This is a genomic window from Microbacterium sp. Au-Mic1 (assembly GCF_021341785.1).
Classification (GTDB): domain Bacteria; phylum Actinomycetota; class Actinomycetes; order Actinomycetales; family Microbacteriaceae; genus Microbacterium.
The window spans coordinates 151,986-165,329 of the sequence record NZ_JAJTTF010000002.1 but is presented as its reverse complement, the minus strand read 5'-3'; the positions used below and the strand labels follow the sequence as shown (position 1 = coordinate 165,329).

The following is a 13,344-nucleotide window of genomic DNA, read 5'->3' as shown; positions in this document are numbered from 1 at the left end:
GGGCCGCCGGGTCAGCGGCGCGGGACCGCCCATGACGCTACACCCGGGTCAGCGCCCCGATACCGGATGTTCAGCGGTCTCATAAGGTCGGATCCCGGCGCATCACCGCGATCGCGGCGACGTGCTCGAGCGCCAGCACGCCATGCGGCGCGCGTTCGGCGATCAAGCTGTCGAAGGCGCGCTGGAAGCGGCCTCGATCGCCTGCATCGAGCCCGAGATAGTAGGCACCAGCGCCGGCCACACCGCCTTCGACCGAAGCCCAAAGAGCGGCGGCGGGCGCGTTCCAGACCCACGGCTTCTCGATCACGTGGGGCGCAGGCCAGCCTCCGTCCTGCAGCATCCGCGCGAAGCCATCCGCCGTGCGCTCGAAGTCCTTGTCCGCGGGCAGCCGTCCACCCGTCGCCGCCGACAGTCCGGCGCGCTCGCACACCTCCGCCCAGAGCCACGACGGCGACTTTATCCAGATCGTCGCCGCGGCCACACCCCTCGTGACCCGCCGCAGTTCGGCCACCGCGGCTCGCGGGTCCGGCACATGATTCAGGACGAAGTTCGCCACGACGGCATCGAAGGCCCGATCCCCATCCGGCAGCGCGGGCAGAGCACCTCCGCGGATCCGAATCTCCGGATGACGCCGCCCGGCCACCGCCCTCATGCTCTCTTCCGGCTCCCGCGCATCCACGATCCAGCCGTCCGTCGCGAACGCGGCAGCCAGGTCGCCGGTACCTGCGCCGACGTCGAGCAGACTGCGCCCGGCGCCGGGTCCCAGGAGCGCACGGAGGGACGGGCCGGTTCCCGTGCAGAGCTCTGCGTAGGACGCCGCGTAGGCCTCGCCGACTCCGCTCCAGGAGCTCGGACGACCCCTCATCGCTTCCCGAAGGGCGAAAGCACGACGATCGCGGCGACCACGATGAGGGCCGCGATGGCGAGGCCCGCGTAGGAGAACGACTGCAGGATCACCCCGGCCAGCACCGCGCCGGCGGCCGCGCTCAGGCTCATGATCGAGTCGCTGCGGCCCTGACGGCGCGTGCGCAGCGCGGGGGCCGACGCCTCGGTGAGCAGAGCCGCACCGGCGACGGTCGCGGCGCTCCAGCCCAGCCCCAGCAGGATGAGAGCGACCATCACACCCCACGGAGTCTCCCCCGTGAACATCGCGAAGCACAGCGACGCGACGAGGAGGGCCTGGCCGAGCAGCACCGTGCGCAGCCGACCCCAGCGGTCGGCGAGGATGCCGAACACCGGCGACAGCCCGTACATGCCGGCCACGTGCATCGCGATCGTCACGCCGACGAGCACCGTGACGTCGAGCTCCATCGACATGCCCTCGTGCATCCCGCCCATCGACCCGCCGGCCATCGCCATGTGCGACAGGTGCACCGGAGTCATCGCCATGACCGACGCCATCGTCACGTGCGAGCCGGCGATCGCGAAGATCGCGTAACGGGCGGCGACCGGGCGGTCGACGCGCTCGACACCCGCGGCCACGGATCCGGTCTCGGGCAGCGTACGCGAGGTGAGGAGCGGATCCGGTCGGAGCGCGATCAGATACAGCGCGAACGCCGCCACCTGCGCCACCAGCGAGAACAGGTACGAACCGGTGTGCACCGGCATGCCGATCGCACGACCGAGCTGCTCGCCCGGTCCGAGCAGGAGCGGCCCTGCGACGCCGCCGATCGTGGTCGCCCACACGACGATGGACAGGTCCCGTCCACGATGCTGCGGCGGGGCCAGATCCGTCGCGGCGAACCGGGACTGCAGGTTGCCGGCGTTGCCCATGCCGATCATGATGATGCCGACCAGCAGCAGCGGGAACACGCGGACTGCGGCCGCCGCGATCACCACCATGATCCCGACGAGGGCGAACAGGTTGCCGGCCGTGAGCGCGAACCGACGGCCGCGGAGCCCGGCGAGCCGAGCCAGCGGGATCGCGGCGAGAGCGGCGCCGAGCGTCACCGAGGCAGTGGCGAGACCCGAGAGCGCGTCGCTGCCCGAGATGTCCGCCGCGAGCAGCGCACCCAGCGACACCGTGGCGCCGAAGGCGATCCCGCCGAGCACCTGGCCGAGCGAGAGGATTCCGACCGTGCGACGCTGGATCCTGGCGCGATCCGGCTCGGTCAGGGTCGCCGCGGTCACGAGGCGGGCAGGGCGTCGCGCACGGCGTTGCGCAGCGTCCCGATGCCGGAGATCTCCACCTCGACCGTGTCCCCGGCCTCGAAGGCCCCGACGCCGGCCGGGGTGCCGGTCATGATCACATCACCGGGCAGCAGCGTGAAGACCGCCGAGGCGTACGCGATGATGTCGGCGACCGAATGGATCATGTCGGTGAGCGGGGCGTGCTGGCGCACCTCGCCGTTCACGCGGGTGGTGAGCTCGGCGGCATCGAGGTCGAACTCGGTCTCGATCCACGGCCCGAGCGGGCAGAACGTGTCGAAGCCCTTCGCGCGCGCCCACTGCCCGTCCTTGCGCTGCAGATCGCGAGCCGTCACATCGTTGCCCACCGTGTACCCGAAGACGTACTGGTGCGCATTCGCCGCAGCGACGTTCTTGGCGATGCGCCCGATCACGACCACGAGCTCGCCCTCATGCTCGGTGCGCTCCGAGAGCGCCGTCGGACGGACGATGGTGTCGCCGGGGCCGATCACCGACGTGTTCGGCTTGAGGAACAGCAGCGGCTCCGCCGGCGCCTCGCCGCCCATCTCGGCGGCGTGGTCGTGGTAGTTCTTGCCGACGCAGACCACCTTCGATCGCGGGATGACCGGGGCGAGCAGCGCGGCGTCGGCGAGCGGCACGCGCTCCCCCGTCGTCTCGTAGCCCGCGAACATCGGATCACCTGCCAGGACGACCAGCTCGCCCTCGTCGAGGATCCCGTACTTGATGCCGTCGTTGTGGCTGAACCGAGCGATCTTCACGAGGCCAGCCTAGCCAGCCCCGTCCGCGGTCAGGATCCCCAGAACGGCCCGGTCAGCCCGACGCCGGCGAAGTACGCGACGGCGGACTGCGGGTCCCGGCGTCGATAGCCTTCGTCGAGACGCCCCGCGTACCACTCCGAGGCGAGACGCCACAGCTGCTGGATGGGGAAGATCTCGCCGATCCGCTCCTCTTCGCGCGCCGCCCAGGCCCGCACGCATTCCGCTGAGCAGAAGATCTGCTGGTGGTGGCAGGTGCGCAGCACGTCGTCCCACACCTCGTGCATGGGAGTCTGGAAGTGCACCACCTCGGTCCCCTCGGGCGGACCATCGCGGCGGATCGTCCAGGCCAGCGGCACCGCGTCGTGGGGGCAGGCGGTCGCCACCAGCACCTCGGGTTCTTCGGCGACGAGATGCGGGATCGCGAACGAATCCCAGGCGCACCCTCCCCACCAGAGGGTGCGCGCTCCCATCACGCTGTACCCGAAGCTCTCTGTCGCGAACGGGTGCGCGAGCACGATCTCGCCATCCCGCAGCCCGAAGTGCCGAGCCTCGCCGAGTCGCCGGATCGCAACGCGAACGCTCTGCTCGTCGCTCCCGAGGCGCGCTGCGAGCTCGGCCGGGGACTCATGACGTCCAGTCGCGGCGAGTTGCCGGTAGATGGTCAATCGCACGGCCTCGTCGGTCATCGCGTCCGTGGCGTCCGCTGTCATGGCGACAGCATACGTCGGCGCGCTCGCCCTCAGGGACGACCTGCGGATCCGGCGTTCAGGCGTGATCGGACTTGTTGCCGCCGGCCTCGAGCACGTCGCCCGCGGGAAGCTCCTTGTGCCCGCCGAACTGCAGGCGCATCGCCGAGAGCACCTTGTTCGCGTACAGGTCCTCGTCGCGAGACGCGAAGCGCTCGAACAGGGAGGCGGCGAGCACCGGCACCGGCACGCCCACGTCGACCGCGGCCTTGACCGTCCAGCGCCCCTCACCCGAGTCGGACACGCGCCCGGCCAATCCCTCCAGCGTGGGGTTGCCCTGCAGCGCCGCCGCGGTGAGGTCGAGCAGCCAGGACGAGATGACGGATCCGCGACGCCACAGTTCGGCGACCTTCGGAGTGTCGATGTCGAACTGGTAGTACTCGGGCTCCTCGAGCGGGGCGACCTCGGCGGAGTGCTCCGCCTCGCGGATCCCCGCATCGGCGTTCTCGAGCAGGTTCAGCCCCTCGGCGAGGGCCGCCATGACGCCGTACTCGATGCCGTTGTGCACCATCTTCACGAAATGCCCGGCGCCGGACGGGCCGCAGTGCAGGAAGCCGAGCTCCTCATCGGCGAGCTCCCCGGTCCGTCCCGGCGTGCGCTCGATGTCACCGACGCCCGGGGCGATGGTCTTCAGGATCGGCGTGATCGTCGCGAACGCCTCGTCGGGGCCGCCGACCATGAGGCAGTATCCGCGCTCCAGCCCGAAGACGCCTCCGCTCGTGCCCACGTCGACGTAGTTCAGGCCCTTCTCGCGCAGCGCCTTGGCACGGCGCACGTCGTCGCGGTAGTTCGAGTTGCCGCCGTCGATGATGATGTCGCCGGGCTGCAGCACCTCGCTGAGCTCGTCGACGACGCGCCCTGTGAGACCGGCCGGGATCATCAGCCACACCACGCGCGGACCGTCGAGCTTCGCCGCGAGGTCGGCGTAGTCGGTCGCACCGATCGCCCCCTCCGCCACGAGCGCGTCGACGGCGTCCTTGTTGACGTCGTAGACGACGCACTCGTGCCCGCCGCGCATGAGGCGGCGCACGATGTTCGCCCCCATCCGTCCGAGTCCGACCATGGCCAGCTTCATAGCAGGGTCCTCTCCTGTCAGGGATCGCGGTTCGTGCGCCGCCTCCGCGTCAGAGGCGACGTGCGTCGTACGGCGGGTCAGCCGTCCAGGCGGACGAGCCAGCCGCGCGTGTCCTCACGACGGCCGTACTGGATGTCGGTGAGCTCCTCGCGCAGCGACATCGCCAGCTCGGTCGAGGCGGGACCTGTGTGCACGATCTCGAAGTCGTCGGCCATGAGGGATCCGATCGGCACCACGACCGCGGCGGTGCCGCACGCAAACGCGCCCACGATCTCGCCCGAGGCGGCGCCGTCGCGCCACTCCTGGATGGACAGCTTGCGCTGCTCGACCTCGAGCCCGCGGTCCTTCGCGAGCTGCAGGATCGAGGCGAGCGTGATGCCCTCGAGGATGGAGTCGCTGGCCGGGGTGATCAGCTTGTTGTCGCGGGTGACGAGCACGAGGTTCATGCCGCCGAGCTCCTCGATGTACTCGCCGTCGAGGAACAGGACCTGCTGGCAGCCCTTCTTGTACGCCTCCTCCTGCGGGAGCAGGCTCGAGGCGTAGTTGCCGCCGGTCTTCGCCGCGCCCGTCCCGCCATGGCCGGCACGCGCGTAGTCGCGGGACAGCCAGATGTTCACCGGCTGCACGCCGCCGGGGAAGTACGCCCCGGCCGGGCTCGCGATGAGGTAGTACGCGACCTTCTTCGCCGCGCGCACACCGAGGAACGCCTCCTTGGCGAACATGAACGGCCGGAAGTAGAGGCTCTCCTCGGGGTTACTGGGCACCCAGGAGGAGTCGACCGCCACGAGCTGCTTGAGCGACTCGATGAAAAGCTCGGTCGGCAGCTCGGGAAGGGCAAGGCGCCGCGCAGAACGCTGCAGACGGGCCGCGTTGCGGTCGGGGCGGAACGTCCAGACGGATCCGTCCGCGTGCCGGTAGGCCTTGAGCCCCTCGAAGATCTCCTGCGAATAGTGCAGCACGGAGGCCGCCGGGTCGAGCTCGATGGGCCCGTACGGCGAGACGCGCGGACGGTGCCAGCCGCCCTTGTCCGACCAGCACAGATCGACCATGTGGTCGGTGAAGTACTGCCCGAAGCCGGGGGCGGCGAGGATCGCCTCACGCTCGGCGTCCGAGCGCGGCTCCTCGTTGCGGGTGACGCGCCAGATGAGTCCGGCGGGAGACGGGGCCTGAAGGGGGAGTTCGATGGTCATGAGTGCGTCCTGACAGGTCGAAGGGTGCGGCGTCGTGCGCTGACTTCAGGTTACGCCTGGAGTCGGGCGATGATCGCCGCGCCGGTCTGTTCGGTGGTGCGGGCGCCGTCCCGCGCAGCGATGTCCTCCTCGACCGCACGCTGCACGCGTGCGGCCTCCTCGCTCAGCCCCAGATGGTCCAGGAGCAGGGCGACCGAGAGGATCGCGGCGGTGGGGTCGGCCTTCTGCTGACCCGCGATGTCGGGTGCCGAGCCGTGCACCGGCTCGAACATCGACGGGAACGCGCCGTCGGGGTTGATGTTGCCCGAAGCGGCGAGGCCGATGCCACCGGTGACGGCGCCGGCCAGATCCGTGAGGATGTCCCCGAAGAGGTTGTCGGTGACGATCACGTCGAAGCGCGAAGGGTGGGTGACCAGGAAGATCGTGGCCGCGTCGACGTGCAGGTAGTCTACGGCCACGTCCGGGTGCTCCTGCGCCACCTCGTCGACGACGCGCTTCCAGATCGCCCCGGCATGCACGAGCACGTTGGTCTTGTGCACGAGCGTGAGCCTCTTGCGGCGCCTCTCCGCGAGCGCGAACGCGTAGCGCACCACGCGCTCCACGCCGAACGCCGTGTTGACGCTGGTCTCGTTCGCGACCTCGTGCGCAGTGCCCTTGCGGATCGCGCCGCCGTTTCCGACGTACGGGCCCTCGGTGCCCTCTCGGACCACGACGAAGTCGATCTCACCCGGGTCTGCCAGCGGACCGGGTGCCCCCGGGTAGAGCCGCGAGGGGCGCAGGTTCACGTAGTGATCGAGCTCGAAGCGGAGCTTCAGCAGCAGGCCGCGCTCGATGTTGGCGTCCTTCAGGCGAGGATCCCCCGGCTGCCCGCCGACCGCGCCGAGCAGGATCGCATCGTGCGCGCGGATCGCGTCCAGATCCTCGTCGGTCAGCGTGTCGCCCGTCTCGAGGAATCGTGCGGCACCGAGCGAGAACCGGGTCTTCTCGAACGTCACGGGGCTTCCGGCGGTGACGGCGTCGAGCACCTTCTCCGCCTCTGCGACGACCTCGGGACCGATGCCGTCACCCGGGATGACAGCCAGCTTCACGACACGGGACGACGATTCCGACACGGGCGCTCCTTGCGATTCGTTACGGGTGGAGGATCCCAGGCTATCGGGCGCCGGCACCCCTCTCCGCGCGCATGTCACGACAGAGTCGTCCCCCTGAGCGGCACCCCAGGGTGCGACTGAGGGGGACGACTCGGATCCGGGTCAGCGGCCGAGACGGCGGCCCAGGGTGAGCGCGGCGATCGTGGCTGCGCAGACCACCAGGAAGCCTCCGATGAGCGAGGTCACCATGACACCGGTGCCGAACGCGTCGGCCGCAGCCTGCTGCAGCGCGGTGCCGAGAGCCTCCGGCAGCTTCTCGGCCGCCGAGAACGCTCCGGCGAGGGTCTCCCTCGCTCGATCGGCCAGCGCCTCCGGCACGCCCGCCGGCACGACCAGCGAGGTGCGGTAGAACGCCGTGATGATGCCGCCGAGGATGGTGGTGCCGAGCACCGCGCCCAGCTCGTACGCGGTCTCGGACACGGCGCTGGCCGCGCCGGCCTTCTCCGGCGGAGCCGCAGCGAGGATGAGCTCGTTCGAGACCGTCTCCGCGGCGCCGATGCCGATGCCGAGCAGCACGAACGCGACGATCAGCGGGGCGACGCCGTGCGCGTGCGTGGTGAACGCCACGACGAGGTAGCCGGCCAGCGAGAACACCAGAGCGGCGGGCACGAGGATCTCGGGACGCACCCGACGAGCGATCGGCACGACGACGAGACCGGAGACGATCATCATGGCCATACCCGGGATGAGCGCCAGACCGGCGTCGACCGGCTTCAGCCCGAGCACGAGCTGAAGGTGCTGCGACACGTAGTAGAGGAACCCGACGAGCGCCACGACACTGAGCAGGTTCACCAGGATCGCGCCGCTGAACATCCCGCGGCGGAAGAGGGCCATGTCGAGCATCGGGATCTCGGCGCGCAGCTGACGGCGCACGAACAGCACGCCCATGCCCACGCCGAGGACGATCAGGATCACGACGAGGGGCGTGACGCCGTCGACCGCGAACTCCTTGATCGCGTAGACGACGGGCACCATCGTGGCCATCGACATCAGGATGCTGAGCGGGTCGATCCGCCCCGGGTTCGGGTCCCGGCTCTCCGGCACCAGGATCGGCGCGAGGATCAGCAGCGGGATGAGCACCGGCACGGCGACGAGGAACACGGATCCCCACGCGAAGTGCTCGAGCAGCACGCCGCCGACGATCGGGCCGAGCGCGGACCCGGCGGAGAACGCGGCGGCCCACACCGCGATCGCGAGGCGCCGCTGCTCGCGGTTCTGGAACACCGAGCGCAGCAGCGAGAGCGTCGACGGCATCAGCATGGCGCCGAAGAACCCGAGCAGAGCGCGGGCCGCGATCAGCAGCCCCGCGGTCGGCGCGAACGCCGCGAGCGCGGAGACGAGCGCGAACCCGGTCGCACCGATGAGCAGCATCTTGCGCCGCCCGAAGCGGTCGCCGAGCGTGCCCATCGTCACCAGCAGGCCGGCGAGGACGAGCGGGTAGACGTCGATGATCCACAGCTGCTCGACACCGCTGGGGCTCAGTGCGGTGGAGATCTCCGGCAGCGCGAAGGACAGCACGGTGTTGTCGACGGAGACCAGCAGCACCGGCAGCATGAGCACGACCAGCGCCGCCCAGCCGCGCGCACCGACGCGGGGGCCGTCTTCGGTCCCCGGCAGGGAGATCGACGCTGTTGCGGACATGTTGCACCTCTCGGATCCATCGTGGGCGGACGAATTACTAAACCGTCCGGATGGTATAGTAACAGACATGGCCAGACCTCCGCACGCCCGGGAGCGCGTTCTCGACGCCTACGAGGCGCTGCTCATCTCCGACGGCGAGCGCGCCGCGACCCTCGACGCCGTCGCACGGGCCGCCGGCGTCTCCAAGGGCGGACTGCTCTATCACTTCGCCTCGAAGGACGAACTCGCGGCGGCGATGATCGCGCGGCTCGATGTTCTCGCGACCGAGGACATCGATCGGATCCGCTCCGCGCCCGAAGGGCCCGTCGAGTACTACCTGCGCACTTCGGTCATGATGGACGACGCCCTCGACCGGGCGATCGTCGCCGCATCATGCCTGGCCCAGAGCGGCAGCACCGCGGCCACCGAGGCTCTGCACCGCATGCGCGAGGAGTCGGCCGACGCGATCCGCCCGCACGTGCGGGACCAGGCGGCGCTCGACCTCGTGATGCTGCTGAGCGACGGGCTGTTCTTCAACAACGCGCTGGACTCGCACGGTCCCGCGGAGGATGCCGACGGCGTCGTCCCCGCCGGCGCCGACTTCGACGCACTGGTCGCCCTGGTGCTCCGCTCCGTCACGAGCTGACCGCTCCTCCCCAGGGGTCGTCGAAAGAGGACGCCGCAGGCGACCTCGCCCAAGGGTCGTTGAGCGAGAACGCCGCAGGCGACCGAGACGAAACGCGGCACCCTCGCAAGGGCACCGCGTTTCGTCTCGCGGAGACCTACGCTGAGCGAGCGCAGCGAGTCGAAGTGTCGCTCAACGACCCCGAGGGAGTCTCGAGCCGGCCAATCAGGCCTCGACGAGCTCGATCTGACGGAACAGGTCGGCGTCGATCGCCTCGCGCACCTCGTCGAGGAGCGTCTCCGGGATCGGCGAGTCGAGCGTGAGCACCGACAGGGCCTGGCCGCCGGCCGTCTCGCGCGCGATCTGCATGCCGGCGATGTTGATGCCCGCGTCGCCGAAGCGCTGGCCGTAGACCGCGACGATGCCGGGGCGGTCGGTGTAGAGCATCACCACGTGGTGCTTCTCGATCGGCAGCTCGACCGCGTGGCCGTTGATCGCGACGAGCTTCTCGATCTGCTTCGGGCCGGTCAGGGTGCCGGAAACGGAGACCTGGCTGCCGTCGGCGAGCGCACCGCGCAGCGTGATGACGTTGCGGTACTCCTCGCTGACGTCATCCTGCACGAGGCGCACGGCGACGCCGCGCTGCTCAGCGAGCAGCGGCGCGTTCACGTACGACACCGTCTCGCTCACGATCGGCGTGAACACGCCCTTGAGCGCGGCGAGGCGCAGCACGCTGACCTCGTAGCCGTTGAGCTCGCCGTGCACCTCGACGTCGAGGCTCGTGAGCGGCGACTGCGCGAGACCGGAGAGGATCTGGCCGAGCTTCTCGGTGAGCGGGATGCCGGGGCGCACGTACGGGTCGATGACGCCGCCGGCGACGTTGACGGCGTCGGGAACCAGGTCGCCGCCGAGCGCGAGGCGCACCGAGCGCGCGACCGAGACGCCGGCCTTCTCCTGCGCCTCGTCGGTCGAGGCGCCCAGGTGCGGGGTGACCACGACGTTCGGCTGCGCGGTGAGCGCGCGCGCCGCGCTGCCCTCGACCGGCGGCTCGGACGTGAAGACGTCGAGACCCGCACCGGCGATCTCGCCGTTCTGCAGGGCGACCAGCAGAGCCTCCTCGTCGATGAGGCCGCCGCGGGCGACGTTGACGACGTACGCGGTCTTCTTCATCGCGCGGAACTGCTCGGCGCCGATCATGCCCGTGGTCTCCGGCGTCTTCGGCATGTGGATCGTGAGGAAGTCGCTCTCGGCGACGAGGTCCTCGAGACTGAGCAGCTGCACGCCGAGCTGCTGCGCGCGGGCGCTGGTGACGTAGGGGTCGTATGCGACGACGCGCATGTCGAACGCCGCCAGACGCGCGGCGACGAGCGCGCCGATCCGGCCGAGGCCGACGATGCCGACGGTCTTCTCGAAGAGCTCGGCGCCGGTGTAGGAGCTGCGCTTCCACTCCCCCGCCGACAGCGAGGCGTGAGCGGCCGGGATGCGGCGGGCGAGGCTGAGGATGTGACCGACCGTCAGCTCGGCGGCCGACACGATGTTCGACGTGGGCGCGTTCACGACCATGACACCGGCGGCGGTCGCCGCCTTGATGTCGACGTTGTCGAGGCCCACGCCGGCACGGGCGACGACCTTCAGCACGGGAGCGTGCGAGAGCGCCTCCGCGTCGATCCTCGTGGCCGAGCGGATGAGCACGGCGTCGGCGTCGGCAAGGGCGGCGAACAGCGCCTCGCGGTCGGTGCCATCCACCGACCGGATGTCGAAGTCGGGGCCGAGCGCATCCACCGTGGCGGGAGACAGCGTCTCCGCGAGCAGGACGATGGGCTTGCGGGCGGACGTGTTCACGGCATTCTCGGGCACAGAGAGATCCTTCGGGGCTGGGAAGGGGGATCCGGATGCGCCGCACCGTCGGGGCGCGATAGTGCGAACACTCTACCGGAGCGCGCCCCGCGCTCCGGACCGTGTGACGGCGCGAGACGACGCGAGACCGCGCGGCCCGATCGGGCGGCGCGGCGCGGGCGTGCGACGGCTCAGTGCGTGCCGGAGAGCGTGTAGCCGACCACGTCGAGCCAGAACACGGCGACCAGGCCCAGCCCCGCGAGGAGCACGAGTGCCACCGTGCCGAGCCGGCGCCGCCGGGTCAGTGCGATCGACACGACGTAGATGACGGCCGGCAGGATGATCGCCAGGATCAGCGCCACCCAGGTCGTCGCCCCGACGGCGAGCCCCACGAGCGGGATCATGTACGCGATCGCGTTCCAGATCGCGTACGCGTAGAGCAGGCCGAACACGCCCAGCAGCGTGTAGAAGATCCATCGGGGACGATGCGGATCCGCCGGCGGTGCGGTGGTCATCGACTCGGCGCTCATGCTCCCACCGTCCCGAACATCACGAAGGGCCAGGGCACCAGCAGTGCGGCGCCGGCGATCAGCGCGACGACCCTGATCCAGGTCGCGCGACCGCGAGTCAGCACCCAGGCCGTCGCGAACCACAGCACCGGGGCGAGGGTCGCGAGCCACATCCAGGGGAAGTACATCCAGTCGACGAGAAGCAGGGACGCCCGCGGACGCAGGCGGAAGCCGCCCACGATCCAGCCGACGGCGAACAGCAGGTACACGCCGCCGATGATCCCGTAGAAGACCAGGGCGACGTTGCCGATCGCCGCCGGCTCGTCGTCGGCGTCCTCGGCGTCGTCGGCGGATGTCGTCTCGGCTCGTGCGACCGGCGCTCCTGCCGTGTTCTCCACGGCGTGCGCCGGCTCGGGAGCGGCGCCCGCGGAGGTCTGCGCCTGCGGCGCGGCGGGGGGCGCGTTCTTCGCGGCAGCGTCCGGCGCATCGGGCTCGTCGCCCTCCCAGCGCAGCGCGTCGTCCGGATCGGTGGTCATGCGTCCAGCGTAGCGACCGATATCCCCGGATCCGCGGGCCCCCGCCGCTAGGCTCAGGTCCAGCACCAGGGGAAGGGAAAGGACCACCGTGCCTGAGAACAGCAGCAAGAAGCCCGCCCGCACCGCGGCGAGCAGGCCCGCACCCGCCGCGGCGACCGCCGCGGCCTCCACCGACGCGTCGGCAGATCCTCCCGCCGGATGGACGCCCACGCCCGAGGCCAAAGCCAAGGCCACCCGCTTCCGCTGGATCGCGGTCGTGCTCTGGGCGGTCGCGATCGCCGCAGAGGCCGTCGGCATCTTCTGGCTGCTGCGGCAGCGCCAGGTCACCGGCGGCGACGGCCAGCTCGTCCGCAACCCCGACACGGGGCTCCTCGAGCAGCAGGGGGCGACGGCGACGTTCCCGCAGTGGGCGTTCATCACGCTCATCGCGCTGTTCGTCGTGATCGCCGCGCTGTCGATCACCGGATCCTTCCTCTGGAAGAAGGCGAACCACCTGGATCCGGCCCGCCGCTCCGACACCGTGCGGTTCTTCGTGCAGAACCAGCTCGGCGCGATCATCGCGATCATCGCGTTCGTGCCGCTCATCATCATGGTGTTCCTGAACAAGGACATGGACAAGGGCCAGAAGACGATCGCGGGCATCGTCGGCATCGCCCTGGCCGCGCTCGCGGTGGTGCTGGGCATCGACTTCAAGCCGGCCTCCGTCGAGCAGTACACCGCTGATCAGTCCACCGTGATCCAGCTGCTCGGCAAGGACCAGGTGACCTGGGTCTCCGGTGGTGCCGTGTACCACGTCTGCGACAAGGTCTCGGACATCCAGACCGGCAGCGCGATCCAGACCGGGACCACCGCCGAGGCCGTGGCGGCGGGCAAGGAGCGCCTGACGCTGAAGTTCGCCTCGGAGCTGGAGAAGTGCGGCCTGCCGGTGCCGGAGAACGCCACCGCGATCGCCGACGCGCTGCGCCAGATCCAGGGCGGTCAGACGGTCAGCCTCCCCAAGCCGGTGTGGGGTGCGGGCGTCGAGGCGCCCCTGTCGGTGCCGGACGCGACGTCGTCGGGCTCCGAGCCCGCTCCGACCAGCACGCCCTGATCCGCCGGTCCCGACGCCATCACCGCGAAGAGCGCGACGCCCCGAGAGGGCGTCGCGCTC

At 70.5% G+C, this 13,344-nt stretch carries 13 protein-coding genes; 2 read left to right on the top strand and 11 right to left on the bottom strand.

What is annotated here, in order from left to right:
* Positions 1–79 precede the first annotated feature (79 nt).
* From LXM50_RS03340 to LXM50_RS03305, 8 genes are all read right to left on the bottom strand, one after another.
* Positions 80–865 carry a class I SAM-dependent methyltransferase gene (locus LXM50_RS03340; protein WP_233309817.1) on the bottom strand — a complete coding sequence of 262 codons (786 nt, stop codon included), beginning with the start codon at positions 863–865 and terminating at the stop codon, positions 80–82.
* Positions 862–2,130, bottom strand: a complete 1,269-nt coding sequence (locus LXM50_RS03335; protein ID WP_233309816.1) for an MFS transporter — start codon at positions 2,128–2,130, stop codon at positions 862–864. The genes LXM50_RS03340 and LXM50_RS03335 overlap by 4 nt, the downstream gene beginning before the upstream one ends.
* A complete protein-coding gene (locus tag LXM50_RS03330; RefSeq protein WP_233309815.1) occupies positions 2,127–2,906 on the bottom strand; it encodes a fumarylacetoacetate hydrolase family protein in 780 nt (259 codons plus the stop codon). The genes LXM50_RS03335 and LXM50_RS03330 overlap by 4 nt, the downstream gene beginning before the upstream one ends.
* Before the next feature lie 29 nt (positions 2,907–2,935).
* Positions 2,936–3,616, bottom strand: a complete 681-nt coding sequence (gene merB, locus LXM50_RS03325; RefSeq protein ID WP_233309814.1) for an organomercurial lyase — start codon at positions 3,614–3,616, stop codon at positions 2,936–2,938.
* A 55-nt stretch (positions 3,617–3,671) separates the two neighbouring features.
* Positions 3,672–4,727 (bottom strand): phosphogluconate dehydrogenase (NAD(+)-dependent, decarboxylating), encoded by a 1,056-nt coding sequence (gene gnd / locus LXM50_RS03320; RefSeq protein WP_233309813.1) that lies wholly within the window; start codon positions 4,725–4,727, stop codon positions 3,672–3,674.
* 77 nt (positions 4,728–4,804) lie between these two features.
* On the bottom strand, positions 4,805–5,917 hold the full coding sequence (locus LXM50_RS03315) for a branched-chain amino acid aminotransferase (RefSeq protein ID WP_233309812.1): 1,113 nt from the start codon (positions 5,915–5,917) through the stop codon (positions 4,805–4,807).
* Positions 5,918–5,967: 50 nt separating this feature from the next.
* Positions 5,968–7,029 (bottom strand): 3-isopropylmalate dehydrogenase, encoded by a 1,062-nt coding sequence (locus LXM50_RS03310; RefSeq protein WP_233309811.1) that lies wholly within the window; start codon positions 7,027–7,029, stop codon positions 5,968–5,970.
* A 141-nt stretch (positions 7,030–7,170) separates the two neighbouring features.
* On the bottom strand, positions 7,171–8,709 hold the full coding sequence (locus tag LXM50_RS03305; RefSeq protein ID WP_233309808.1) for an MFS transporter: 1,539 nt from the start codon (positions 8,707–8,709) through the stop codon (positions 7,171–7,173).
* 67 nt (positions 8,710–8,776) lie between these two features.
* Between LXM50_RS03305 and LXM50_RS03300 the strand changes: the two genes are divergently transcribed.
* Positions 8,777–9,334, top strand: a complete 558-nt coding sequence (locus tag LXM50_RS03300) for a TetR/AcrR family transcriptional regulator (protein ID WP_233309806.1) — start codon at positions 8,777–8,779, stop codon at positions 9,332–9,334.
* 204 nt (positions 9,335–9,538) lie between these two features.
* Here LXM50_RS03300 and serA read toward each other — a convergent pair whose 3' ends face one another.
* The 3 genes from serA to LXM50_RS03285 all read right to left on the bottom strand — a co-directional run bounded on the left by serA (position 9,539) and on the right by LXM50_RS03285 (position 12,194).
* Positions 9,539–11,170, bottom strand: coding sequence for a phosphoglycerate dehydrogenase (gene serA, locus LXM50_RS03295; protein WP_233309804.1), 1,632 nt, complete (start codon positions 11,168–11,170; stop codon positions 9,539–9,541).
* Positions 11,171–11,340: 170 nt separating this feature from the next.
* Complete coding sequence (locus LXM50_RS03290) at positions 11,341–11,679, bottom strand: hypothetical protein (protein ID WP_233309802.1); 339 nt, start codon at positions 11,677–11,679, stop codon at positions 11,341–11,343.
* Positions 11,676–12,194: a hypothetical protein gene (locus LXM50_RS03285; RefSeq protein ID WP_233309800.1), complete on the bottom strand. Its 519-nt coding sequence runs from the start codon at positions 12,192–12,194 to the stop codon at positions 11,676–11,678. The genes LXM50_RS03290 and LXM50_RS03285 overlap by 4 nt, the downstream gene beginning before the upstream one ends.
* Before the next feature lie 88 nt (positions 12,195–12,282).
* Here LXM50_RS03285 and LXM50_RS03280 point away from each other — a divergent pair, with 88 nt between their 5' ends.
* Entirely contained in the window at positions 12,283–13,284 is a 1,002-nt protein-coding gene (locus tag LXM50_RS03280; protein ID WP_233309798.1) for a hypothetical protein, read from the top strand.
* Positions 13,285–13,344 lie beyond the last annotated feature (60 nt).